The 24,357-nt window shown below is 41.9% G+C and carries 23 protein-coding genes; 15 read left to right on the forward strand and 8 right to left on the reverse strand.

Features of this window, described 5'->3' with window-relative positions; translation table 11 throughout:
- Positions 1 to 343: 343 nt before the first annotated feature.
- From AN393_RS15590 to tolC, 3 genes are all read right to left on the reverse strand, one after another.
- Positions 344 to 916, reverse strand: a complete 573-nt coding sequence (locus AN393_RS15590) for a toxin co-regulated pilus biosynthesis Q family protein (RefSeq protein ID WP_055018572.1) — start codon at positions 914 to 916, stop codon at positions 344 to 346.
- Between the two features lie 38 nt (positions 917 to 954).
- Complete coding sequence (gene lpxL, locus AN393_RS15595; protein WP_055016309.1) at positions 955 to 1,884, reverse strand: LpxL/LpxP family Kdo(2)-lipid IV(A) lauroyl/palmitoleoyl acyltransferase; 930 nt, start codon at positions 1,882 to 1,884, stop codon at positions 955 to 957.
- Positions 1,885 to 1,981: 97 nt separating this feature from the next.
- A complete protein-coding gene (tolC, locus tag AN393_RS15600; RefSeq protein ID WP_055016310.1) occupies positions 1,982 to 3,337 on the reverse strand; it encodes an outer membrane channel protein TolC in 1,356 nt (451 codons plus the stop codon).
- Between the two features lie 150 nt (positions 3,338 to 3,487).
- Here tolC and AN393_RS15605 point away from each other — a divergent pair, with 150 nt between their 5' ends.
- From AN393_RS15605 to AN393_RS15650, 10 genes are all read left to right on the forward strand, one after another.
- Entirely contained in the window at positions 3,488 to 4,114 is a 627-nt protein-coding gene (locus AN393_RS15605) for an NUDIX domain-containing protein (protein ID WP_055016311.1), read from the forward strand.
- A gap of 25 nt (positions 4,115 to 4,139) precedes the next feature.
- Positions 4,140 to 4,598, forward strand: coding sequence for a DUF1249 domain-containing protein (locus AN393_RS15610; RefSeq protein WP_055016312.1), 459 nt, complete (start codon positions 4,140 to 4,142; stop codon positions 4,596 to 4,598).
- Positions 4,585 to 5,370, forward strand: a complete 786-nt coding sequence (locus tag AN393_RS15615) for a metallophosphoesterase (RefSeq protein ID WP_055018573.1) — start codon at positions 4,585 to 4,587, stop codon at positions 5,368 to 5,370. The genes AN393_RS15610 and AN393_RS15615 overlap by 14 nt, the downstream gene beginning before the upstream one ends.
- Positions 5,355 to 5,924, forward strand: a complete 570-nt coding sequence (locus AN393_RS15620; protein ID WP_055018574.1) for a YqiA/YcfP family alpha/beta fold hydrolase — start codon at positions 5,355 to 5,357, stop codon at positions 5,922 to 5,924. The genes AN393_RS15615 and AN393_RS15620 overlap by 16 nt, the downstream gene beginning before the upstream one ends.
- Before the next feature lie 26 nt (positions 5,925 to 5,950).
- The gene (gene parE, locus AN393_RS15625) at positions 5,951 to 7,840 is read left to right on the forward strand and encodes a DNA topoisomerase IV subunit B (RefSeq protein WP_055016315.1); all 1,890 of its coding nucleotides are present in this window, start codon (positions 5,951 to 5,953) and stop codon (positions 7,838 to 7,840) included.
- A 30-nt stretch (positions 7,841 to 7,870) separates the two neighbouring features.
- Positions 7,871 to 8,965, forward strand: coding sequence for a sorbosone dehydrogenase family protein (locus AN393_RS15630; RefSeq protein WP_055016316.1), 1,095 nt, complete (start codon positions 7,871 to 7,873; stop codon positions 8,963 to 8,965).
- Between the two features lie 10 nt (positions 8,966 to 8,975).
- A complete protein-coding gene (parC, locus tag AN393_RS15635) occupies positions 8,976 to 11,270 on the forward strand; it encodes a DNA topoisomerase IV subunit A (protein ID WP_055016317.1) in 2,295 nt (764 codons plus the stop codon).
- A 169-nt stretch (positions 11,271 to 11,439) separates the two neighbouring features.
- Positions 11,440 to 12,153 (forward strand): 1-acylglycerol-3-phosphate O-acyltransferase, encoded by a 714-nt coding sequence (locus AN393_RS15640; protein WP_055016318.1) that lies wholly within the window; start codon positions 11,440 to 11,442, stop codon positions 12,151 to 12,153.
- Positions 12,153 to 12,488 carry a ribonuclease E inhibitor RraB gene (rraB, locus tag AN393_RS15645; RefSeq protein WP_055016319.1) on the forward strand — a complete coding sequence of 112 codons (336 nt, stop codon included), beginning with the start codon at positions 12,153 to 12,155 and terminating at the stop codon, positions 12,486 to 12,488. The genes AN393_RS15640 and rraB overlap by 1 nt, the downstream gene beginning before the upstream one ends.
- 679 nt (positions 12,489 to 13,167) lie before the next feature.
- A complete protein-coding gene (locus AN393_RS15650; protein WP_055018575.1) occupies positions 13,168 to 14,331 on the forward strand; it encodes a polysaccharide lyase family 7 protein in 1,164 nt (387 codons plus the stop codon).
- 51 nt (positions 14,332 to 14,382) lie between these two features.
- Here the strand turns inward: AN393_RS15650 and AN393_RS15655 are convergent, their stop codons facing one another.
- Entirely contained in the window at positions 14,383 to 15,354 is a 972-nt protein-coding gene (locus AN393_RS15655; protein WP_055016321.1) for a zinc transporter ZntB, read from the reverse strand.
- A gap of 280 nt (positions 15,355 to 15,634) precedes the next feature.
- On the opposite strand from AN393_RS15655, the gene AN393_RS15660 reads away from it, so the two are divergent.
- Genes AN393_RS15660 through AN393_RS15670 form a run of 3 tightly spaced genes read left to right on the forward strand, consistent with a single transcriptional unit; the run spans position 15,635 to position 18,024 of the window.
- Positions 15,635 to 16,063: an ATP-dependent zinc protease gene (locus tag AN393_RS15660; protein WP_055016322.1), complete on the forward strand. Its 429-nt coding sequence runs from the start codon at positions 15,635 to 15,637 to the stop codon at positions 16,061 to 16,063.
- A gap of 10 nt (positions 16,064 to 16,073) precedes the next feature.
- Positions 16,074 to 16,979 (forward strand): 30S ribosomal protein S6--L-glutamate ligase, encoded by a 906-nt coding sequence (rimK, locus tag AN393_RS15665; RefSeq protein WP_055016323.1) that lies wholly within the window; start codon positions 16,074 to 16,076, stop codon positions 16,977 to 16,979.
- On the forward strand, positions 16,966 to 18,024 hold the full coding sequence (locus tag AN393_RS15670) for a succinylglutamate desuccinylase/aspartoacylase family protein (RefSeq protein ID WP_055016324.1): 1,059 nt from the start codon (positions 16,966 to 16,968) through the stop codon (positions 18,022 to 18,024). The genes rimK and AN393_RS15670 overlap by 14 nt, the downstream gene beginning before the upstream one ends.
- A gap of 75 nt (positions 18,025 to 18,099) precedes the next feature.
- Here the strand turns inward: AN393_RS15670 and AN393_RS15675 are convergent, their stop codons facing one another.
- From AN393_RS15675 to recQ, 4 genes are all read right to left on the reverse strand, one after another.
- A complete protein-coding gene (locus tag AN393_RS15675; protein WP_055016325.1) occupies positions 18,100 to 18,672 on the reverse strand; it encodes a mechanosensitive ion channel domain-containing protein in 573 nt (190 codons plus the stop codon).
- A gap of 70 nt (positions 18,673 to 18,742) precedes the next feature.
- A complete protein-coding gene (locus AN393_RS15680; protein WP_055016326.1) occupies positions 18,743 to 20,452 on the reverse strand; it encodes a POTRA domain-containing protein in 1,710 nt (569 codons plus the stop codon).
- 165 nt (positions 20,453 to 20,617) lie between these two features.
- The gene (locus AN393_RS15685) at positions 20,618 to 20,902 is read right to left on the reverse strand and encodes a DUF3630 family protein (protein ID WP_055018576.1); all 285 of its coding nucleotides are present in this window, start codon (positions 20,900 to 20,902) and stop codon (positions 20,618 to 20,620) included.
- A 7-nt stretch (positions 20,903 to 20,909) separates the two neighbouring features.
- A complete protein-coding gene (recQ, locus tag AN393_RS15690; RefSeq protein ID WP_055016328.1) occupies positions 20,910 to 22,733 on the reverse strand; it encodes a DNA helicase RecQ in 1,824 nt (607 codons plus the stop codon).
- Positions 22,734 to 22,866: 133 nt separating this feature from the next.
- On the opposite strand from recQ, the gene AN393_RS15695 reads away from it, so the two are divergent.
- Positions 22,867 to 23,322 (forward strand): thioesterase family protein, encoded by a 456-nt coding sequence (locus AN393_RS15695; RefSeq protein ID WP_171042098.1) that lies wholly within the window; start codon positions 22,867 to 22,869, stop codon positions 23,320 to 23,322.
- Between the two features lie 111 nt (positions 23,323 to 23,433).
- A complete protein-coding gene (rarD, locus tag AN393_RS15700) occupies positions 23,434 to 24,351 on the forward strand; it encodes an EamA family transporter RarD (protein WP_055018577.1) in 918 nt (305 codons plus the stop codon).
- Positions 24,352 to 24,357 lie beyond the last annotated feature (6 nt).

Here is a 24,357-nt window from a genome sequence, read left to right on the forward strand (position 1 = left end):
ACTGCTCCTGCGTTATTCTAATGACTTACATCCATGTAAGAATAAGTAAAAACCGAGTAAAGCTTCCGCGTCCTGCTCACGCCCCTTACACATCCATGTAGGCAACAAAGAGTTTATCGCCCCTAGGCAGAACCCGAAGGGCAGCGCATGTTTGGCATTTATGCTGCGTTATCGCCTATTTATGTGGAATAACCACACTTCATAGGCTCTGTCTTGCCTAAAAACCAAACATGCTGCTGCAAATTCAACCATCAAAGTTCAACACGCCCTCGAAACATAAATACTAAAAACCCAAGCAAAGGCTTGGGTTTTTTATAATTACGAGCTTGCTTTATCTGCGCTGCTAAGTATTTAGCTTTAAACAATTGCTACGCACAAATTCAGAGGGTAGCTCAGTGATCACCGCTGCGCGCTGCCTGAAGCAAAAAAAAGTATAAACTTCATTTTCAAAGTCATCATTAATTGCACTACCAACTTGGTAAAGCGCTGAAGTAAAACTGCTATCAACCCTAAAATGATCTTTTACCACATAGTCTTTACTCAAATACCAATATAATTGAATACCTTCGTTTTTAGCGTATTGGTTAAGTACGTCTTTTAACGTTGAGCCGTTTTCAAAGCGTCTGGGTGCACTGGTTCCTGTCCAGCTAGCTGGCATAGGATCAACGGTTCTACCGCGCTCTGCTAAAACACGTTCAAGCGTTTGCTCCGGCTTTTTAAGTTGCAGTACAAACTTGTCGCGCTCCCTATCGGATTTAACTTGATTACGGATAGACGAATAAAAGCGAGAAAGCCCCTCGGCGGCTGCGTTCTTACTCTCTTTTATATCAAACAGGGGCCCTGTACCTACTAACACGTAAACTGCTAATAAAATTAACGCAACAGCTAGTATTAAGTGCTTAATCCAAAACCACATAACTCATGCTCATTTAGTATCATTATTTATTTATACCACTACTTTTTATAAAAAGAAGGGGTATTTTTATCAGGGCGTGTTTTAAAGCGGCGGTGCAGCCACATATATTGCTCAGGTGCGGCATTAATTGCTTGTTCAACACGTTGATTTACGCGTATTACATCCGCTCTATCATCGCCGCTTGGGAAGTTTTCAAGCTCAGGTACAATTTCTAAATGGTATTTACCTTGCTCATCTCTGCGGCTAATTAAGCTCATTGTTTCGCAGTGCTTGCTTGCTGCAAATAATAACGTGCCTGTGGTTGTTGCTGCATCTGGCACTGCGTAAAAAGGCACAAATTCACAGCGGTTTCGGCCGTAGTCTTGATCCGGTAGATAATAGCAAACTTTTTTATTTTTAAGCGATTTTAACAAGCCTTTTACGTCTTTTCGTCCAATTAAATACTCGTTAGAACGAAGGCGTCCATTGGTCGTAAAGTATTCCATGAGCGCATTATTGTGCGGGCGGTAAAACCCAAGCCCTTGGCATTTGGTGCCCATAACACGACTTGCCATTTCTAAATGCAAAATATGTGGCACTAATAGCAAAACGCCTTTACCTTGTGCCTGTACACGCTCAAAGTGCTCTAAGCCTTTGATAGAACCATAAGCTTTTTTAACGCGCCATTGCGGCCACCACCAAGCCATGCCCGTCTCAACCATGGCAATACCGGTATTTTCCATGTTTTTAAGTACAAGCTGTTGCTGCTCGGCTTCGCTCATATCAGGAAAACACAGTTTTATATTAACCTCGGCAATATGGCGGCGACGCTTCATAAACCTGTGTACCAAGCGCCCAAGCAACTTACCTAAGCTAAGTTGAAACTTTTGTGGTAACCACGAAATCAAATATAAAAAGAAAACGCCAATCCAAGTTAGCCAATAGCGAGGACCTAAAAATGAGGCTTTAAAAGGAGATGAGGTGACCACAAAATACTCTCTAAAATAAAAACGCTAGTTTAACGCTTCACATAATAAAATACAAAAAGCCAGCAATGGCTGGCTTTAAGCGTTACTAATTAACTTATTAGGCTTTTTTTAAACCTTGGTTTATGCTGCGTAAATCGGCGCTTGTTAGTGTACCAGCCGCTTGCTTTAAGCGAAGCGTAGATAACACGTAACGATAGCGCACATCAGCTAAATTACGTTTAGCATTATATAAATTTTGTGTGCTTACAAGCACATCAACGATAGTACGGGTACCTACTTCAAAGCCCGCTTCAGTGGCTTTAAGTGCACTTTGCGCTGATACCACAGCTTGCTCTAAGGCTTTGTAAGTTGCGATGTCTGATACAACTTGGTTGTATGAAGTAATTACGGTACGCGTTACGGCGCGGTAGTTAGTTTCGTAATCTTGACTTGCAGAAACATAAAACGCACGGGCTTGTTTAGTTGCCGCAACGGTTGCGCCACCTGTGTACAGCGGTACACTCAAATTAACCGCAACCGATGTTGAATCGGCACGTGGTTGGTCGTTAAAGCTTAAACCATTTATATTTTGATCAGTTAACGAGTCACCGTAGCTGGCATCAAGTGTTAACTTAGGGTAGTGACCCGCTTTAGCTAGCGTAATTTGATCTTTAGCAATATCAAGTGTCACTTTTGATACTTGTAAGCTGATATTGTTGTTTTCAGCGACTTTCACAAAGTCAGTCGGTTTTTTAATCGGTTTTACCGTTGAAAATGTGTCGGTGTTTAAAAAATCAAGCTTTGCATGGTATTTACCGGTGATTTCACGAAGTTGCTCGCGTGCTGTTTCAACAGCATTGCTAGCAATAATTTCTTGCGCTACTGAGTTATCATATTGTGCTTGCGCCTCATGCACGTCTGTAATCGCTGTAAGACCAACTGCGTAGCGCTGTTTTGTTTGCTCTAACTGACGTTCTATGGCGCGCTTTTCGGCTTGCACAAATTCAAGGTTATCAATGGCGCTTAATACGTTAAAATAGCCCTCAGCCACGCGCACAATTAAGTTTTGTTTGGCGTTATCGTATTGTGCATTGGCTTGCAGTGCTTGTTTTTCTGCAATATCAAGTGTGTTCCAAGCACCTAGGTCAAATAAGGTTTGGCTTAAACTAACACCGCGAGTGAATTGGTCGGTTTCGCTATTGATTTTAACTTGGTCAGCTAAGTTACCAACGCTCTGAAAAGAGGTAGAATCGCTTTTTTCATAGCCCATGCTTACGCCAATTTGCGGCAGTAATGCACTCATTGCTAAGTCGCTTTCGTAAGATTGCGCATCAGCTTGCGCTTTTGCTTTTAAAACAGTGGGATCGTTAGCAGTAGCAATTTCAAAAACTTGCATTAAATCTTCAGCACTTGCTGTGGTTGTGCCTAATGCGCACGACAAACTAACGAGCGCTGCAAGGATGTTTTTTTTCATGTTAGGTTCAGTCCTTAGACAAATTTTGTACTAAAAGCATGGTAACGTGTTTTGACCAATAACTAAAAAAGAAATTGGTAAAACAGTATGTTCAAATGTAACAGAATATATTAACAAACTTTAATCGTTCAAATAAGCGGGATGTATAATATGGCAGATAAAAGCCTGGTGCAATTTACACATAAAGATGTGAGCTTAAAAGCAGTTAAAAGTCTGTATAATGGCTTTTTTAAGGTGGATATGTATGAGTTTGAGCATAGCCTGTTTAATGGTGGTACATCGCAACTTATAAAGCGTGAAATATTAGAGCGGGGCGATGCAATCGCTGTTCTACCTTATGATGTAACTACGCAAAGTGTCCTTTTAATAGAGCAAATACGTATTGGTGCTATTAACAGCAAACACTCGCCCTGGCTGCTAGAATGTATTGCCGGTATGACCGATGGCAGCACCGATTATGAGAGTGTGGTAAAAAAAGAAGCCTATGAAGAGGCTGGGCTTGAGCTTACAGAACTTGAATTTATGCTTTCTTACCTTTCAAGTCCGGGTGGGACCACTGAGCGCTTACATTTATACTTAGCACGAGCAGATTTAAGCCAAGTACAAAGTGGTGTTTACGGCCTAGAAAGCGAAGGTGAAGATATTAAAACCCATATTTTAACCCTTGATGATGCGCTTTCGCGCCTCAATAACGGGGAAATAGATAACGCGGCAACGGTAATCTGTTTACAGTGGTTGGCGTTAAATCGAGAAAAAATAAGCAGTAAGTGGACATAATTTAACTTTTTAATACGGCGGTACTTTGACAGCACTTTTAGCAACCCAACGATATATTCAGAGCCTCCCAAAGTACATGACACTTTGCGAGCATAATTACGTGCGTCTTTCAAAACTATTACCTAAAGAGCGTAGCGCAAATAGCGTGCGTGAAATTAAATTAGGTCATAGTGAATTTGCCATTATCATTGACGATAGTGCTAAGTACACACTGGATATTTCTATCAAACAGCTAACAGGGATGGTTAAAGGCGTTTCTCCTTTGTATTTAACAGTCAGGCTTTATCAAGATGCAAAAGTGGCTGAAATTATTCATCACGATTACCATCAACGGATAAAACCCTCCTATGGTTATCCAAACCCCAAAATGCACCAAAAAGATGAAAAGTATCAACTTAATGCATTTTTATATGACTGGTTAGTAGCCTGTGTAGAGCATGGCCAAGCAGTACTAAATTGGGATATAAACAATGGCTTGGTTTGATGAGCATTATCACTTTAATACCTCATCGCTGCGTGTTGCGCACATAACCGATAGCCATTTATTTGCCGACCCTAACGCAGAGTACTTTAACGTAAACACCGCCGCGCATTTTGCACAAGCATTAGCGCACATGGCCACGCAGTCATTAGATGCGGTTATATTTGGTGGTGATTTAACACAAGATCATAGTTTTGAATCTTATTTATTATTTGCTGAGCTTATTAATAACGCTGATTTGACCTGTCCAGTATTTTGGGTACCAGGCAATCATGATGAGATTGTCATGCTTAATCGCATCAGTGGTGGGCAAATAGTGTCAGCTAAACGCATTCTCGCACAAGGGTTTGAGCTGTTACTCATTAATTCAAAAGGGCCTACACCTGCAGGGTGGGTATCTAGCGAGCACTTAAATGAAATCACGGAGTATTTAGCAAGTTCGCAATCGCAGCATGTGGTGTTTTGTCATCACAACCCGCTTGCTATTAATGGCTACCTAGATAAACACATGCTCGAAAACGGCCCGCAATTATTAAACGTATTAGTGAATAGTGGCAATGTTGGCGGACTATTTCATGGCCATGTACACAATCAATACATGCAAACTTTTAGAGGGCTGAGTATTTATGCAACCCCAGCCAGCTCGGTGCAATTTACAAAAAATAGCCCGCAATGGCACCAAGAAAACCTCGGCCCCGCTTATCGAATGTTGCATTTAACTAAACAGGACAATGCTTTAACAGTTAAAACGGATGTTGTATGGTTAAACGCGTAATTTATATTCATGGTTTTAATAGTTCTGAAAAATCATATAAAGCTGTGCGCTTTGGCGAGCTTATGGCAAACTATGACGTTGACTATTGTGTACCACGTTTAAATCACGAGCCCTTACAAGCTATTTTGCAGCTTGAGCATTTATTAACGCCAGATACCGCGTTACTTGGGAGCTCATTAGGTGGGTTTTATGCCACCTATTTGTCGCAGCGTTATAACCTGCGAGCAGCACTAATAAACCCAGCAGTAGCACCGTTTAACTTATTAGCGCCGCTTATTGGCCACAATTATAATCCGTATCAAGATTATCATTATGAGTTAAATAGAAGCCACATGGATGCATTAAAAGCATTGTATGTGCCTAAATTAACATCGCCCAAACTGCTTTATTTGTTACAGCAAACGGGAGATGAAGTGTTAAATTATCAACACGCAGTAAATTATTTTTCACAATGCAAACAGTTAGTTGAGTTTGGTGGCGATCACAGCTTTGTAGGTTTTGAACGCACCTTAGATAGTATTGTAGAGTTTCTTAAATTACCTAAAACAAATTAGCCTAAGCGCATAAAAAGATAAAAATTATGAGTCAGCAAAATTATAATGCCGAAGCCATTGAGGTTCTCAATGGATTAGAGCCGGTAAAACGCCGCCCAGGTATGTACACCGATACGGTACGTCCGAATCATTTAGGCCAAGAAGTTATTGATAACAGTGTCGATGAGGCCATGGCGGGGCATGCCACTAAAATTGATGTGATTTTACACGAAGATAACTCACTTGAAGTTATAGACGATGGCCGAGGTATGCCGATAGATATTCACCCAGAAGAAGGCATTCCGGGGGTGGAGCTGATTTTTACCAAGCTACATGCAGGTGGTAAATTCTCAAATAAAAACTACCAGTTTTCGGGCGGTTTACATGGCGTAGGTATTTCGGTTGTAAATGCGTTATCTACACGTGTAGAGGTTACCGTAAGGCGCGATGCACAACAGTACAGAATGGCCTTTGAAAACGGTGATAAAGTTGAAGACTTAAATGTCATAGGCACCGTGGGTAAGCGCAATACGGGTACAACGGTTCGATTTTGGCCTGATGCGAGTTACTTCGACTCAGCTAACTTTTCTATTACTAAATTAAACCATTTATTAAAAGCAAAAGCGGTTTTATGCCCAGGTTTGCGCATTAAGTTTGTCAATAAACAAACAAAAGAAACGCAAGAATGGTTTTACGAAACAGGCTTAAAAGATTATTTAATTGAGGCTGTTAAAGGCTTTGAAGTACTGCCAAAAGACCCATTTGTAGGTGAGTTTTCAAGCTCGATTGAAGGAGCCGATTGGGCTGTTGTATGGCAGCCTGAAGGCGGCGAGTCGATTGCCGAGAGCTATGTAAACCTAATTCCTACCGCACAAGGTGGTACTCACGTAAATGGTTTGCGACAAGGCTTACTTGAAGCAATGCGCGAATTTTGTGAATTTAGAAACTTATTACCGCGTGGCGTAAAGCTTACCCCTGATGACATATGGGAGCGCTGTAGCTATGTGTTATCGGTAAAAATGCAAGACCCACAATTTGCTGGCCAAACCAAAGAAAAGCTTTCTTCTCGCTCATGTGCAGCGTTTGTAGCTGGCGTGGTTAAGGATTCTTTTAGCCTATGGTTAAACGAGCACACAGATACCGCTGAACTGCTTGCCGAATTGTGTATTTCAAATGCACAGCGTCGTTTACGTGCAGCAAAAAAAGTGGTGCGTAAACGCGTTACCTCAGGCCCTGCACTGCCTGGTAAGTTGACAGACTGTAGTGCAGCCGATAACGACCGTACCGAACTATTTTTGGTAGAGGGGGACTCAGCTGGCGGCTCGGCTAAGCAGGCTCGCGATCGTGAGTTTCAGGCAATAATGCCGCTGCGTGGTAAAATCTTGAATACGTGGGAAGTAGAGTCAGGGCAAATATTAGCCTCGCAAGAGGTGCACGATATTTCGGTGGCGCTGGGTATTGACCCAGACTCAAGTGATTTAACCGGCCTGCGTTATAATAAAATTTGTATATTGGCCGATGCTGACTCTGATGGTTTGCACATTGCTACTTTATTGTGTGCATTGTTCGTACGTCACTTTCCGCAGCTGGTTAAAGCAGGGCATGTTTATGTAGCGATGCCTCCGCTGTTTAGAATCGATATTGGTAAAGAGGTTTATTACGCCCTCGATGAAGACGAAAAAACAGGTATTTTAGCCCGCATAGAGGCTGAGAAAAAACGCGGCAAGGTTAATGTGCAACGATTTAAAGGGCTGGGCGAAATGAACCCGCTACAGCTGCGCGAAACCACAATGGATCCAAACACGCGCCGCTTAGTGCAACTTACACTTGATGAAGAAGAGCAAACATTAGAAATGATGGATATGCTACTTGCTAAAAAACGCTCATCAGACAGACGCCAGTGGCTAGAAGATCATGGTAATAAAGCACAAGTTTAATAGGCTTGTGTTTAACACTTGGAGAGGCAAATGAATAAAATACTAGGAAGTTTATTGTTGCTTGGCTTAACAACAGCCCCAGCAATGGCAAAAGACATACTAGACAAACTCACCGTAGCACCTGGGTTTGAAGTAAGCTTATTTGCTGATAATGTTGAAAACGCGCGCCAAATAGCAGTATCAAAAAAAGGCATTGTTTACGCAGGTTCTCGTAAAGCCGGAAATGTATATGCGTTAATTGATCATAACAGCGATGGTGTAGCCGATAAAAAAATGGTAATTGCTGAAGGGTTAAACATGCCCTCTGGGCTAGCAATTAAAGATGGCGATTTATACGTAGGAGAAGTACACCGTATTATTCGCTTTAAAAACGTCGATACACAGCTAAAAGACCCTAAATTTGATGTTGTTTACAATGCGTTGCCATCGGATCGTCACCACGGGTGGAAGTTTTTACGTTTTGCGCCCACCGGCGAGCTTATTATTCCGGTTGGTGTACCGTGTAATATATGCGCCGAAGATGAGCGCTACGGACGTATTTTTGCATTAGATGTAGAAACTAAACAAATTAAAACAATAGCCCAAGGGGTACGTAACTCGGTAGGCTTTGATTTTCACCCCAGCACGCAAGCGCTTTGGTTTAGTGATAATGGCCGCGATATGATGGGTGATGACATCCCACCGGATGAAATTAACCGCGTAAGTAAAGAAAACGAGCACTTTGGTTTCCCTTACGTTCACGCCGGTGCCATTTTAGACCCTGAGTTTGGTAAAGGTAAAAACATGAGCGACTACAGTGCGCCAGCGCTTGCACTAGGTGCTCACGTTGCGCCTTTAGGTATTCATTTTTACACCGGCAAACAGTTCCCAGCTAATTACAAAGAGCAGTTATTTGTAGCGGAACACGGCTCATGGAATCGAACAAAAAAGTCTGGTTATAAAGTGGCTTTAGCCAATGTAGAACAAGGGCGTATTACTAAATACACACCGTTTATTACCGGCTTTATGCATAACGAAACAACATTTGGACGCCCAGTTGCATTTGCACAATTAAATGACGGCAGTCTGCTGATAAGCGACGATTACGCAAACGTGATCTACCGCGTAAGCTATAAGAAAAACTAGGTAAGCTTTAATGAGTGATACAGATACCTTGCTGATGCAAGGAATTGAACAACAAACAATGGGGCGCTTTACCGAAGACGCCTACTTAAATTACTCTATGTACGTAATTATGGACCGTGCATTACCGCATGTTGGTGATGGTTTAAAACCGGTTCAACGTCGTATTATTTATGCTATGAGCGAGCTGGGATTATCGGCCGCGGCTAAATATAAAAAATCGGCTCGTACGGTAGGTGATGTATTAGGTAAATACCACCCGCATGGCGACAGTGCCTGTTACGAGGCTATGGTATTAATGGCGCAGCCGTTTTCTTACCGCTACCCGCTGGTGGATGGCCAAGGTAACTGGGGTGCAGCAGATGACCCTAAATCGTTTGCGGCCATGCGTTATACCGAAGCGCGCTTATCAAAGTTCTCTGAGGTATTACTTAAAGAGCTAGGCCAAGGCACCGTTGATTGGACGCCAAACTTTGACGGCACCATGGATGAGCCATTAGTACTACCTGCACGTTTACCGCATATTTTATTAAATGGCGTAACCGGTATTGCGGTAGGTATGGCAACTGATATTCCACCACATAATGTGCGCGAAGTGGCCAGTGCGTGTTGTTTATTACTTGATAAGCCTAAAACTGAGCTTGATGAATTACTTGAGCTTGTACACGCGCCTGATTACCCAACCGACGCTGAAATAATTACCCCAAAAGCCGATATTCATAAAATATACAAAACCGGCCGAGGCTCAATTAAAATGCGCGCGGTGTATACTGAAGAGCACGGCGATATCGTGATTACTGCGCTGCCACATCAATGTTCTGGGGCTAAGGTGCTTGAGCAAATAGCGGCGCAAATGAATGCTAAAAAGCTGCCAATGGTTGCCGACTTACGTGATGAGTCTGATCACGAAAATCCAACCCGCATCGTGATAGTACCGCGTTCAAACCGCATTAAAGCTGAGCCGTTAATGGCGCACTTATTTGCCACTACCGACCTTGAAAAAAACTACCGTGTAAATTTAAACATGCTAGGCCTTGATGGCCGCCCACAAGTGAAAGACTTACGCAGTATTTTATCTGAGTGGTTAACGTTTAGACGTGAAACAGTACGTAGGCGTTTACAGCACCGTTTAGATAAGGTGCTGGCGCGGTTGCATATTTTAGAAGGTTTACTCGCTGCCTTTTTAAATATTGACGAAGTGATTGAAATTATACGCACAGAGGATAAACCAAAACCTGTGTTAATGGAGCGCTTTGAGTTAACCGAAATCCAAGCCGAAGCTATTTTAGAGTTAAAACTTCGTCATTTAGCAAAACTAGAAGAGTTTAAAATACGTGGCGAGCAGGATGAGTTGGCCAAAGAGCGCGACAAGTTAGAGCTTACCTTAGGCTCAGACCGTCGTATGTCAACGCTCCTTAAAAAAGAAATTCAAGAAGCGGCCGACATGTACGGCGACGAACGTCGCTCACCGGTTATTGAGCGTGTAGAAGCTAAAGCACTTAGTGAAAAAGATTTAATACCGTCAGAGTCGGTAACCGTTGTGCTTTCTGATAAAGGGTGGGCACGTGTTGGTAAAGGCCATGACATCGACGTAGAGGGGCTAAATTACCGGGCGGGTGATGAATACAAAGCCTCAGCTAAAGGGAAGAGTAATCAGCCAGCGGTATTTTTAGACTCTGCGGGGCGTGCATTTGCAACGGATGCGCACAGCTTGCCATCGGCACGAAGCCAAGGTGAGCCCATGACAGGGCGCTTTAACCTCACCACAGGCGCTAATTTTGAGCATGTGGTAATGGGTGAAGACAATCAAGTACTACTTATGGCGTCGGATGCAGGTTATGGCTTTATAACCGAGTTTAAAGATTTAGTAAGTAAAAATAAAAACGGTAAAGCCTTGGTAAGCGTGCCAAAGGGCGGCATTTTACTATCACCCATAAGAGTGAACGATGTAGCGACCGATTACTGCATGGCTATTTCGAACGAAGGACGAATGCTGTTATTTCCATTGCGCGATTTACCAAAACTGGGTAAAGGTAAAGGCAATAAAATCATCTCTATTCCGGGTGCTAAAGTACAAGCACGTGAAGAGTTTGTAAAAGTACTTGCTGTAGTACCGCAAGGCAGTAGCGTTACACTCCATGCTGGTAAACGAAAGCTAACGCTCAAACCGGGTGACTTGGAGCATTATCATGGCGAGCGTGGACGCAGAGGTAATAAGTTACCTCGAGGCTTACAACGTGTTGATGAAGCTGTTGTCGAGTTTACGCCGGCTGATGAGCAAAGTGATGACACGTTAGCTGAGGAATAAACCCGTAATAGATACCTCTAACGGCCTGCTTTTGCAGGCCGTTTTTGTTTACCCTGTGTTTTTCAGCTTACAGCTGTTCGCTATTGTCTCGAGTTCGTCATAAAATCACGTTATAATAGTGAAATATGCGCGGCTTATAGCGCATTGCACACACATTTTGGAGAAAAGTTTGTTAGCTGTTATACGTATTTTAATTATGGTGCTGTTTATATTTTTCAGCTGCGTGTTTGGGTTGTTACTGTCAATTGTGAGGCCGTTTCATCCTAACAATGTGCATGTGATTGCGGGTTGGTTTGCTTCGATGGCTAAAATGCTTGGAGTTAAACTTGTATTAAAACGCCACCCTGATGCAAAAAATATTGGCCCTGCAGTGTATATATCTAACCATCAAAACAATTATGACTTATTTACCGTACCTGCCATGGTGCCTAAAAATTGCGTAAGTTTAGGCAAAAAAAGTTTAAAGTGGATCCCATTTTTTGGCCAGCTTTATTGGTTGTCGGGAAACATATTAATAGATAGAGCAAATCGCTCTAAAGCAGCAGGTACAATTTCAAAAGCCGCTGAAAAAATTAAACAAAATGGTTTATCTGTTTGGGTTTTCCCTGAAGGCACTCGAAGCTACGGTCGTGGTTTGTTGCCTTTCAAAACGGGGGCATTTCATACCGCTTTAAGCGCAGATGTACCCATAGTACCGGTATGTATGAGCACAACAGATAAAACTATTAAGCTAAACCGCTGGGATAATGGTACAATTTACATTGAAATGTTAGCGCCTATATCACTTGATAAAGAAGTGAGTGCCCGTGAACAGGCCACTCAAGTGCATAGTATTATGGCTGCTAAAATAACTGAATTAGATGCTCAAGTGAGAGATAAATAATGGAAAACTGGCGTGAAATAAGTGAAGACATCGTAAGTTCACTACTTGAAGATGGCTCTGATCCTGAAATACTTTATGAAGTTGAGCATCATTTTGTATGCGAAGATTTTAGCAAATTAGAGCAAGCTGCGCTGGCTGCTTTTAAATTAGGCTACGATGTTGAAGAGCCGGCAGAGCTTGAGCTAGAAGATGGCAGCAAAATTTGGAGCTTTGATATTGTCGTCGAAGCTGAGCTAGACGTTGAAGTTATAATGGAAGACGTTGAGAAACTTGCAGCCCTAGCTGTTGAGTGTGACGTTGAGTACGACGGTTGGGGCACTTACTTTCAAGAGTAAGGCGTTAGCTAGTTGATAAAAGCGAGCATTTATATGCTCGCTTTTTTGTGTTTAGGGCAACATGATTCTTTAAACTCTTGCCTATTTTAGATATTAATGCACATTTTTTAGTGTAATGGCGCACTAATCCCCGCCTTTATTTTGCCTTATTTAACGGCAAAAAATATAAGTTTTTTAGTATTACCAATTTTATTTTTGTTATAACCAATTATTATTTTTCATGTAAAAAATTTAATTTATCTAAATTTATTCATTAAAAGTTAAGCTTGCTATATTTTTATTGGTAATAGAGCTTTTTCCGGCGTACTACTTATTTATTAAATAGAAAAAATATTTTTATTTATCGCTAATCTGTCCCCAATATATAACCTATTGAATAGTTAATACTATTTAAAATTTTTTAATACAATTCTTAATAAAACTAATACTTATTTGCTATTAGATTTACTGTTGACATATTGGTAACAAAAAATATAGCCTTTACCTCGCCATTTGGCATTAATATTGGTAAGGTCGCTTTTGGGTTTTATATTGGTTTTTGTAACCTGGGTTGTCTTGCCAAATCGATTCATACACAAAAGTAGAAACCTGTTTATACAGTGTGATCTAAGTTTTAGTGTCTACCACAAAACTAAGTAGTTAGGTTATTTTTATGTTCAGGTTTAAAGGAATAAAGATAATGATTAACCATAAAAAACTGTTTTTTTACAGCGCGATTGCGACAAGCTCAGCACTATCACATGCTGCAACAATTAATAATGCAGGCTTTGAAAGTGGCTTTAGTAACTGGAACGAAACTGACCCAGCCGCTATTTCCTCAGATGCTTACAGTGGCTCAAAATCGCTAAAAATTCAGGGTAGCCCAGCACGCGTTTATCAAGTAGTCGATGTGCAGCCTAACACTGAATACACCCTAAGCGCTTATGTGCTCGGTAAAGGGCAAATTGGTGTAAACGACTTAAATGGTTTATTTAAAAACCAAACCTTTAATGTTTCTTCGTGGACTAAAGTAACAAAAACATTTACTACGGCTAATACCAATTCACTGCAGGTTTTCGCTAAACACTACAATAACACCAGCGATGTACGATTTGATAATTTTGCCTTGGTTGAGGGTAGTGGCAGCAATGATGGCGGCAGCGATAACTCAAATGGTTCAACAATTCCTAGCAGCATTACCAGTGGCAGCATTTTTGATTTAGAAGGGGATAACCCCAATCCTTTAGTTAACGATAGTACTTTGGTGTTTGTCCCGTTAGAGGCGCAACATATTACGCCTAATGGTAATGGCTGGCGTCATGAGTATAAGGTAAAAGAAAGCCTGCGCGTTGCTATGACTCAAACCTATGAAGTGTTCGAAGCTACGGTAAAGGTGGAAATGTCTGACGGTGGAAAAACGATTGTATCGCAGCACCATGCAAGCGATACCGGCACTATATCTAAAGTGTATGTATCAGATACTGATGAATCGGGCTTTAATGATAGCGTAGCGAACAACGGAATTTTTGATGTGTACGTACGTTTACGTAATACCAGCGGTAATGAAGAAAAGTTTGCTCTAGGTACTATTACCAGTGGTGAGTCATTCAACTTACGAGTGGTTAATAACTACGGTGATGTTGAGGTGACGGCTTTTGGTAATTCGTTTGGTATACCGGTAGAGGATGATTCGCAGTCATACTTTAAGTTTGGTAACTACTTGCAATCACAAGACCCATACACATTAGATAAATGTGGTGAGGCCGGTAACTCTAACTCGTTTAAAAACTGTTTTGAGGATTTAGGCATTACAGAATCAAAAGTGACGATGACCAATGTGAGTTATACGCGCCAAACTAATTAATCAGCGACTCAATCACGGCCACTCACCTGAGTGGCCGCATTAAAAATTTTTTTATAACCACTTTTTATTTTTAAAATACAGCCCTATACCACCTGTAAGCACAATCAAAAAAATCACAAATGTACTAAATGCATAGGGGTTTTCGGTCCCAGGTATACCGCCTACATTTACCCCTAAAAGGCCTGTTAAAAAGCCCAGCGGTAAAAAAAGCGCCGCCACAACTGACATAACGTACATGCGTTGATTTAGTTGCTCAGACACTTGGTTGGTAATGGTTTGCTGAATAATTTGTGCGCGCTCTATAGCGCTATCTAGCTCTTCTAAATAGCGAATAAGTAAGTTAGTGGTTTCGTTTAGTTTTGCTTTATCTTCATCTTTAAGCCAAAGGTAGTGGTTATTTATCAGTAAACTTAGCGCTTCTTTTTGTGGTTTTAAGTAACGTTTCAAGGCAATAGTTTGACGCCGTAGTTGTGATAAACCTTGGTTATCAAATTTTTTGCTTGGCTCGTCTATTTCCTCTTCAAATTCATCCAAGGTTTCATCGAGCTTATTAATGACACTTTGCATCCGTGATGTCAGCTTTTGGGTTATACAGCAAACCAGCTCAGAAATAGAGCATGGGCCTTGGCCAGCATTAAGCTCTGCTAATATATCTTGGATTGAAAGTAAGCGACGCTTGCGCGTAGTAATAACTATTGATTCGTTAATAAATAATCGAATTGAAACCATGTCCTCAGGGCTTTGTGCAGGATTTAAATTTACACCACGTAAAAACAGCATATGGCCATTGGTACTGGGTGTTAAGCGTGGGCGAGTTTCATCAGCAATAAGCGAATCAAGCTCAAAGTCACTAAGATGTTCTTGGTTTTTTAACCACGTTACTGCCTCGCTTTGGCTGTAGTCCATATGTATCCACAGTTTACCTTGTTTAGGGTGCCAGTTATTTAAATCGCGAGTGTTTTCTATGGCGTGCGCACCACCTTTTTCGTCAAGCACCAATGCATGCAGTAAACCATTAATCATATTTAAGGCCTATATAATAGTGTGTTTTTAATACAAATAACTATAGCGTATCTGCAAAGTGCTTTTTAAAGCTACCTTAATTTTTTAGTCAGTTAGCTTTAAGGCTTAACCCCATATGCAGCCTTTAATTGCTAAATAAAACGCTAAGCAACAAGGTGTGCATTGTGTGGTCAGTTTCTATAAAAGATCAATTTAATTTACTCATCGACTAGATAAATTTATTTCGCTGGTGTTTTTTTCGCCTTAGCGTATAAGTCACTTTTTTATTAAGGGCACATTTATGACAGCAAAGTTGACCGTGGGTTGGCGTGAGTGGTTGAGTTTACCGGAGCTTGGTATCGAGAAGATTAAAGCAAAGGTGGATACTGGCGCCCGCACCTCATGTATTCATGCAGTTAATATTGAAGAGTACCAAAAAAATGGCGAAAAATGGGTGAAATTTATAGCGCAACCATTACAAGGTGATGAACAAACACAGGTTAAATGCTCCGCGAAGGTTAAAAAAATTAAAGCTGTAACCAGTTCAAGTGGGCAAAAAGAAATGCGCTATTTTATAGAGACCACACTACATGCAGGCCAACATAGCTGGCCTATTGAAGTGACGCTAACAAATAGAGCAACAATGAAATTTAGGATGTTACTTGGCCGTACAGCCATGGAAAACCATTTAGTCGTTAACCCGGCTTTATCACATTTATTAGATAGTTAAGGTTTTAACTATGAAAATTGGTATTTTATCTCGCAGCAGTAGTTTGTATTCAACGCGACGCCTAATAGAAGCGGCAGAAGCCCGCGGGCATGAAGTAAAAGTAATTGATGCGCTACGTTGTTATATGAACATAAACTCACAGCAGCCAGAAATTCACTATCGTGGTGAAAACTTAAAAGATTTTGACGCCATTGTTCCACGTATTGGGGCATCGGTAACGTTTTATGGCTGCTCAGTGTTGCGACAGTTTGAAATGATGGGGGTTTACCCGGTTAATGAATCAGTGGCTATTTCTCGTTCGCGCGACAAATTACGCTCACTTCAGCTGTTATCACGTAAAGGTGTAGGCATGCCGGTAACAGGTTTTGCCAGTAAGCCAGATGATGTAAAAGACCTACTAGAAATGGTAGGGGGGACACCTGTGGTTATTAAGCTACTTGAAGGCACACAAGGCATTGGTGTTGTACTGGCCGAAACGCGTAAAGCAGCTGAAAGTGTGATTGAAGCGTTTATGGGCTTAAAAGCCAATATTATGGTTCAAGAATACATTAAGGAAGCTGGCGGTGCCGACATTCGGTGTTTTGTATTAGGGGATAAAGTAATAGCGGCCATGAAGCGCCAAGCGCAAGAAGGCGAGTTTCGCTCAAACCTTCACCGTGGTGGTAGCGCAACATTAGTACGCATTACCCCAGAAGAGCGTAAAACAGCTGTTGCTGCAGCAAAAGCAATGGGCTTAAATGTAGCGGGTGTTGATTTACTTCGCTCATCACGTGGGCCACTGGTTATGGAAGTGAATTCTTCTCCAGGGCTTGAAGGGATTGAAGTAGCAACAGGTAAAGATATTGCTGGTATGGTCATCGAATTTATCGAAAAAAACGCTGCTATTAAAGGAACCGCAACCCGTGGCAAAGGTTAAAATTAATCGCCCTTTTACTTTATTAGAGGAAAGTATTGGGGTGGGCGAGCGCAAAACTCTCGCGTTGGAGGCCGCTAAACTTTACACCCATTCACCACTTAATATTCCTATTGAGGTGGTTAATGGTGTGATGGAAGGCCCTGTTTTAATGATATGTGCAGCTATTCATGGTGATGAGCTAAATGGTGTAGAAGTTGTGCGCCAGCTGCTATCTAAAATAGATGTAAGCCAATTACGCGGAACCATAATTGCCGTGCCAATTGTTAATGTGTTTGGCTTTATTCATAAGTCGCGTTATTTACCCGATAGACGCGATATGAACCGCAGCTTTCCGGGCTCTGAACGAGGATCGCTGGCGGGGCGTATGGCGCATATGTTTTTTAATCAGGTGGCGGTACATTGTACCCACATTATTGATTTACATACCGGCGCTATCCATCGTACTAACTTACCGCAAATACGCGCTAACTTAGATGATGAAGCAACCGCTGAGATGGCTAAAGCATTCGGCACACCCGCGGTTATAAATGCTTCACTTCGTAATGGCTCATTACGAAGTGAAGCCGCTAATTTAGGTATACCGGTTATTACTTACGAAGCGGGTGAGGCCTTACGCTTTGACCCTATAGCCATTGCAGCTGGAGTACAGGGTGTGGACTATGTGATGCGGCATTTAAAAATGGTCCGTGGCAAGCGCCCTAAAAAACTGCCCGATCCTATTATTGCCGGTTCTACAAGTTGGATACGCGCTGAGGTAGATGGCATTGTACGCGCGCAGGTATCGCTGGGTGAACACGTAGAAAAAGGCCAAGTGCTGGCATATATAAGTAGCCCATTAGGTGATGCTGAGCTTGAGCTTTTAGCGCCTAAAGGCGGTATTGTAATAGGTCAGCAAACTATGCCACTGGTAAACGAGGGGGATGCGGTGTTTCACCTTGCTTATTTTGCAAATGCAAATAGCCTAGTAGAGCAGCAGTTAGAGCATTTTATTGACGAAATAAATGATTTAGATGAAGAGCTTAAAACAGCGGAGCTAAATAATTAGCATTGTGTTAGCTAGTAAAAAGCCGCAGTAGGTAATTTATCTACTGCGGCTTTTTTGTGAACATGACTTTTTAAACTATGTTTTTTTAGAGCCAATTATGCGTTTTATTACCGGCGCTTTAGTAGGCTTTGGCTCCTTATTTAACACCATTACAGGGCGGGTAACAAACAGGTTATTAGGATAAACAACTCTATGCCCATCTACATGTTCAAGGAGTACGTTCATTAAACCTAATTCGACTATGCGTCCTTCTATGTGGTTTGCGCCATCAACAATACGTACCCAATTACCTACATGAAAACCGTTTTGGATAAACATGAGTAAAAAAGCGGTAAGGTTACTAAGCAGCGACCAAGCGGCAAATAAAGCGACTCCAAGCATTGCAAATAATGATGAGCCAAGTACTAATAACCCGCGCAGCTCAATGCCCCAAAATATCAGCACTAAACACAGTACAACAAACGCTAAAATGATTTTTAATAAAAGCTCAGCCCTAAATTTACGATGAACATCTACTTTTCCTTTAATGGCTTTTTCGAGCAGTTTTTTTGTTGCTTTTAATAACAGTGGAAAAAGTAAAACGGCAATAAGGGTAACAATTAATTTATATTGTGTACCCATTAGCTCTAAAAGCGTAAACAATTCCAAAGTGAGATCCCGTACTGTTTTTAGGAAAATTTAAAACGCGAGTGTAACGCTTTCGTTTATTACCCGCTATTTAAAAAGTGTTTTTTACACTCACAAGCCATTGCACCGAATCAACATCATCGTAGCCATCTAGTGGAGCGGCAATATCAAGGTGGATCATGGTGCCAGAGTTTGCTCTGCTTGGCGCTAAGCGCAAACCCACCCCAACATTTTTTAAAACATGATCGTTCTCGCCGTTATCTTCATCGTTAAACCAAGCGCGGCCAACATCAACAAAGCCCGCTGCACCTACTTTAAATAACTGCAGTAAATCGTACTCCCAGTAATAGCGTTTTTCTAGGCTGACTAAAAAGCTTCGGTCGCCGTGCTGGTAATCCATGGGATAGCCACGAAGGCCTGTTTCGCCGCCAAGTGTTAGCTGCTTATCGGCAGTTAGGTTTTTAGCGTACTGGGCGCGGGCTTTAACAAACCAGGATTGGTTTTCGCTGGTATTTAAGTAGTACTGCACTTCGCTGGTGGCCAAAAAGTTTTCAAGCTGTTTTTGCTCTTTATTCCAATAACCATCCACTTGTGCACTAAAACGCCACAGCGTTCTGTCGGTAGTAAAGTGCGCTTTTTTAGCTTTTAACGAATACACGGCTCTGCTGTCATCATTACTAAGAGACTCATCGGAGTAACCTAAAAGCGCTTTAATGTTCCAGCCTAAATTTAAATCTTCTGTTCGCGAAATACTGTCAAAATTACGTACTTTTATATAACTGTCTTCAAACCAATGACCGCTAACATAGGGGTAACTTAGCTGCCTATCTTTGGCTAAGGGAGCAAAGGTTGTTTCTATTTCTGCAAAGCTGTCTTCTTGGTTTACATAGCCAAGTGTCAATCGCTGCGTCCAGCTATCAGATAATGCTTTAGAGTGACCTAAAAAAGCGCTAAAAAAATTGGTTGTTTGATCAAACTCGCTGTATTCGTCACCCCGGCGATACAGCGCCTCTTCTCTTTGTTCAGAAAAGCTTTTAATACCATAGCTATAGGGCGTATCTATGGCATAAAACGGGTAAGTTAACTCTAATAAGTGGCGTTTACCATCGCTGTTATCGGCATATTCTAAGCGCCCGCGATACCGGCTTGATAATATATTAGGATCGTCATAAACAAATAAATAACCATTGCGATCGCTGTCGGTGGTGCGTGAAAACGATAAACGCTTACCCCAACCTAGTAAGTTCGACTCGCGAAAACCTATGCTCGATTTATTTTCGCCACCGCTGCGGCTAAAGCTTATTTCGGGTAGTAAGGTCCATAAATCGCGAGTTACTACGGTTACATCTACGTTGCCGTCGCAGTTTTCAATCGCGCTTATTTGCGCATCGTATAAATAGTTTTGTTGGCGTAATAAACGCTCTGACTCAGCGAGTTTTCTGGCATTGTAATTATCGCCTTGTTTAAATAACAAAATATTACTAATTACATCTGGCTCTGTTTGGATATGCGCACGGTTAGCAAAACGAAAAAGCGCGTTATTTTCCTCTTCCCGTTCGGTATTAAACACATTGAGTTGTTTAAGGGTAATTGACGCTATTTGAGCATCGCTGCGGCTATTAACGAGCGTGGTTGTATCTTCAACTTCGCGGCGTAAATTATTGCTTTTATTTGAGTGCGATTGCACTGTGGGGCAGCTGCTAGTTTTATTGCTTGGTTGTTGTGCAAAGGCCTTAGGCGCACTAAAGCTTACGAGAGCTAAGCTTATACAACAGTGTGCAATCCATTTTTTATTCACCATTGAACCTCTTCAATACTACTGCCAATATGAGTCGTAATATCAGCTTACATCATTGTTATTACAATGTAAGTAAAAGGTATGGATTTTGAAACTAATTAATTGTTATCGTTACGCACCTTTGTTAATTAACCTCAACGCTGCTTGTTTAGAGCATAGGGATGCGTTTTAGCTTAAGTAAAAGGCCAGGGCTGCTAATAAGTGCTCGGCTTCATGGCCTTCGCCATTAATCCAAATACTTTCGCTGTAGTGTTCAAAATTTAAATTAAAGGTTTGCTGTTGATAGCTAAAACGTAATTGATGACGATCAGCCCCTTGTGCGTAATCAATAATGGTTATCTCATCAGCGTGTAAAAACAGCGTGCTCCACAGCTCAAAGTCTTCATCATGAGGTGCCTCTACGGGGCTGATAACAATGCATTTATGGGCGTGATTGTATTCAATTTTGGTCATGATTTACTTAATTATTAGCAAGGTAGTTACGAATGGCCGTTAAAAATTCGCCGCCATATTTATTGAGTTTGGTAAAGCCAACGCCCGACACCTTTAAAAACTCGCTGTCGTTGGTGGGCATTAATTGCGCCATTTCGGCTAAGGTTTTATCGTTAAATACAACGTACGGCGGTACATCGTCTGCATCAGCAAGTTCTTTGCGTAGCGCGCGTAAGCGGGCAAATAGTTTTTTGTCGTAATTAAACTGCGCCAGTTTATCTTGGTATACGTGTTTAGCTTGTAAGCGCGGCTCGGCAAGCTGTAGGGCATATTCGCTTTTAAGTACTGCGCGTGCAGCTTCGGTTAAGCGCAGTGAAGCACCTTGGGTAATATCTTGGCTTAACAGGCCTTGGTGTATAAGTTGGCGTAATATACTAAGCCAAAACTCACTGCTTTTGTCTTTGCCTATCCCATAGGTGCTGAGTTCGTGGTGGTTATTATCGCGAATGCGGCTGGTATTAGCCCCGCGTAATAGTTCTACAATATAGCCTAAGCCAAAACGCTGCCCAGCTCGGTACACACACGAAAGCGCTTGTTGCGCTACTAACGTGCCATCAAAGCTTTTTGGTGGGTTTATGCAAATGTCGCAGTTACCACATTGCTCGCGTTTATACTCGCTAAAGTAGTTTAAAAGTATTTGGCGACGACATGTCTGCGCCTCGGCAAAACTGGCCATGGCATTAAAACGCTGCTCTTCTACGCGGCGGCGTTGTTCATCGTCTATGTCTTCAAAAAAGCGCCTAACGCGGCCAATATCGGCGGGATCAAAATACATAATGGCTTCTGCGGCTAAGCCATCACGCCCAGCGCGGCCGGTTTCTTGATAGTAGGCTTCAATACTTTTTGGAATATCGTAATGCAGTACAAAACGCACATTTGGTTTATTTATGCCCATACCAAAAGCAACGGTTGCAACCACAATTTGAATGTCATCGCGGGCAAATCCGGTTTGCACGAATTGGCGTTGCTCGTTACTCATACCAGCATGATAGGCGGCGGCATTTAGCCCTGCATCAGCGAGCTTTTCGGCAATGTCATCAACGCGTTTACGGCTAGTGCAGTAAATAATACCACTTTGATTTTTTTGCTCTTTTAAATAGCGCAGTAGTTGCGCCATCGGTTTAAATTTTTCTTCGATGGTGTAACGAATATTAGGCCTATCGAAGCTGCCGGTATGTATATAGGGCTGTTGTAATTTTAATTGCTCAACGATATCAAAGCGGGTTGCTTTATCGGCCGTGGCGGTCAGGGCCATCATAGGGACATAGGGAAAACGCTGTTTAAGCTCGTTTAATCTAAAGTAGTGCGGTCTAAAGTCATGCCCCCAATGCGATACACAATGTGCTTCGTCTATGGCAAATAGGCTTATATTTAAGTGGCTGAGCCGTTCGGTAAATTCATGCTGAAGCACTTTTTCAGGGGCAACATACAGTAATTTTATTAGCCCTTGGTGCAATTGTTGGTACACTAATTGTTGCTCTTCGCGAGCAAGGCTATTATTAATGTAAGCGGCTTTAACACCTAACGCTTGCAGTTGCGTTACTTGGTCTTGCATGAGTGAAATAAGCGGCGAAATGACCACAGTAACCCCTTCTAGCACTAACGCTGGTACTTGGTAACACACTGATTTACCACCGCCTGTAGGCAGCAGTACCAAAGAGTCTTGGCCATTAATAGCCGCATCGATAACCGCTTTTTGGCCATCACGAAACTCGCTGTAGCCAAACACTTGTTTAAGAACGGTGTCGGGCTTGCGGACCAATGTGCTAGGAGTAGGGGTTAGAGTATTCATCGCGGCTATTTTAGTGTTTTTTTTATAGGATGTCTTTAGCTTAGCGGTAAATGATTTAATTAGTGCCTCGTGGTTTTGCTTCAGGTATGCTTAACTCATCGTACCAGTCTTAATTTAAACATAGAGAATAACAATGAATAAAGAAATGTTAATTGAACAAGTGGGCGCACTGTTTGTAAATGGCATGCCATTTAACCAGTTTTTAAATATCTCGGTAGAGTCACTCAGCCCTGAGCAAGCTAAAATTACGTTCCCGTGGCAAGATGTATTTATAGGTAATCCTGCGCAAAAAATTCTTCACGGCGGTATTATATCGGCGGTGCTTGATAATGTGGGCGGCATGCTTGCAGCAGCCAGTGTTATCGATAAATTAACCGACTTAGATATTCCAAGCGTACAGCAAAAGCTGGCTACCTTAGGCACTATAGATTTACGTACAGATTATTTACGCCCTGGCAAAGGGGAGGTATTTACAGCCAGTGCCACTTTGATACGCTCTGGAAATAAAGTATGTGTATGCAGAATGGAGCTGCACAACGAAAAGGCAATACAAATCGCTTTTGGTACAGGTACGTATTTAGTCGGATAATGATGTTAAAATAAACTGTCTTGGGTTTAGGTTTACTCGCCTCAAAATAAGTCACTTAATAGCGCGAATTGGTATAAACTGTCGGCCTTTTAATACGGATAAGTAGTATGTATGTCGATTGCAAACGAGCAGCGTAAAGGCGGGATTTTTGCCTGTTTAGCTTTTTTAATGTGGGGCTTAGCGCCTATTTATTTCAAACAAATACAACATGTTTCTGCCTTTGAAATTTTAACTCACCGTGTTCTCTGGTCTGTGGTTTTTTTAATACTTGTGGTCAGTGTGCTCAAATACTGGGATAGGGTTAAACGTATCATTGTCCAGCCCAAAATTGTTTTAATGTTAGTGCTTACATCCTCTATATTAGGCTTTAATTGGGGGTTGTTTATTTGGGCGGTCAATAATAACCATATGCTCGATGCCAGTTTAGGCTATTATATAAACCCATTACTGAATGTGCTGTTGGGCATGCTATTTTTGGGCGAGCGACTGCGTAAGTTGCAAGGGGTTGCAGTGTTTTTAGCCTTTGCTGGTGTGGTACTGCAGTTGGTCAGTTTTGGCTCGTTTCCGGTGGTGGCGTTTTCGCTTGCCACGTCTTTTGCTATTTATGGCTTACTGCGTAAAAAGTTACCGGTTGAAGCGCTGCCGGGCATTTTACTTGAAGCGCTAATTTTATTGCCTGTTGCATTAATTTACTGGTGGGTGATGGCCCCAACGCCTACCTCTGATTTAGCCGTTAACGATTGGCTGACCAATGCGCTGTTAATTAGTGCTGGTATTATTACGACCTTGCCGCTGTTGTGTTTTACCGGCGCAGCTAAGCGTTTGCAGTACACAACTTTGGGCTTTTTTCAGTACATAGGACCCAGTTTAATGTTTATGCTTGCTGTGGTGTTTTACGATGAAGTGTTTGATGCCGAGCGAGTGATCACGTTTGCGTGTATTTGGAGTGCTTTAGCTATATTTACGTGGGATTCTTATCATCAATCACGTAAGCGTAAAAAAGCGGCGGTAACCGCCGCTGAAGTCTAATCCCAA

The organism is Pseudoalteromonas sp. P1-25, from assembly GCF_001401805.1.
Taxonomy (GTDB): Bacteria; Pseudomonadota; Gammaproteobacteria; order Enterobacterales; family Alteromonadaceae; genus Pseudoalteromonas.

Excerpts from the sequence above, each read along its gene's own strand:
- AN393_RS15590 (WP_055018572.1), bottom strand. The coding sequence starts at position 916 with ATGTGGTTTTGGATTAAGCACTTAATACTAGCTGTTGCGTTAATTTTA.
- tolC (WP_055016310.1), bottom strand. The coding sequence starts at position 3,337 with ATGAAAAAAAACATCCTTGCAGCGCTCGTTAGTTTGTCGTGCGCATTA.
- AN393_RS15605 (WP_055016311.1), top strand. The coding sequence starts at position 3,488 with ATGGCAGATAAAAGCCTGGTGCAATTTACACATAAAGATGTGAGCTTA.
- AN393_RS15615 (WP_055018573.1), top strand. The coding sequence starts at position 4,585 with ATGGCTTGGTTTGATGAGCATTATCACTTTAATACCTCATCGCTGCGT.
- AN393_RS15620 (WP_055018574.1), top strand. The coding sequence starts at position 5,355 with ATGGTTAAACGCGTAATTTATATTCATGGTTTTAATAGTTCTGAAAAA.
- parE (WP_055016315.1), top strand. The coding sequence starts at position 5,951 with ATGAGTCAGCAAAATTATAATGCCGAAGCCATTGAGGTTCTCAATGGA.
- AN393_RS15630 (WP_055016316.1), top strand. The coding sequence starts at position 7,871 with ATGAATAAAATACTAGGAAGTTTATTGTTGCTTGGCTTAACAACAGCC.
- parC (WP_055016317.1), top strand. The coding sequence starts at position 8,976 with ATGAGTGATACAGATACCTTGCTGATGCAAGGAATTGAACAACAAACA.
- rraB (WP_055016319.1), top strand. The coding sequence starts at position 12,153 with ATGGAAAACTGGCGTGAAATAAGTGAAGACATCGTAAGTTCACTACTT.
- AN393_RS15650 (WP_055018575.1), top strand. The coding sequence starts at position 13,168 with ATGATTAACCATAAAAAACTGTTTTTTTACAGCGCGATTGCGACAAGC.
- AN393_RS15655 (WP_055016321.1), bottom strand. The coding sequence starts at position 15,354 with ATGATTAATGGTTTACTGCATGCATTGGTGCTTGACGAAAAAGGTGGT.
- AN393_RS15660 (WP_055016322.1), top strand. The coding sequence starts at position 15,635 with ATGACAGCAAAGTTGACCGTGGGTTGGCGTGAGTGGTTGAGTTTACCG.
- rimK (WP_055016323.1), top strand. The coding sequence starts at position 16,074 with ATGAAAATTGGTATTTTATCTCGCAGCAGTAGTTTGTATTCAACGCGA.
- AN393_RS15680 (WP_055016326.1), bottom strand. The coding sequence starts at position 20,452 with ATGGTGAATAAAAAATGGATTGCACACTGTTGTATAAGCTTAGCTCTC.
- AN393_RS15685 (WP_055018576.1), bottom strand. The coding sequence starts at position 20,902 with ATGACCAAAATTGAATACAATCACGCCCATAAATGCATTGTTATCAGC.
- recQ (WP_055016328.1), bottom strand. The coding sequence starts at position 22,733 with ATGAATACTCTAACCCCTACTCCTAGCACATTGGTCCGCAAGCCCGAC.
- AN393_RS15695 (WP_171042098.1), top strand. The coding sequence starts at position 22,867 with ATGAATAAAGAAATGTTAATTGAACAAGTGGGCGCACTGTTTGTAAAT.
- rarD (WP_055018577.1), top strand. The coding sequence starts at position 23,434 with ATGTCGATTGCAAACGAGCAGCGTAAAGGCGGGATTTTTGCCTGTTTA.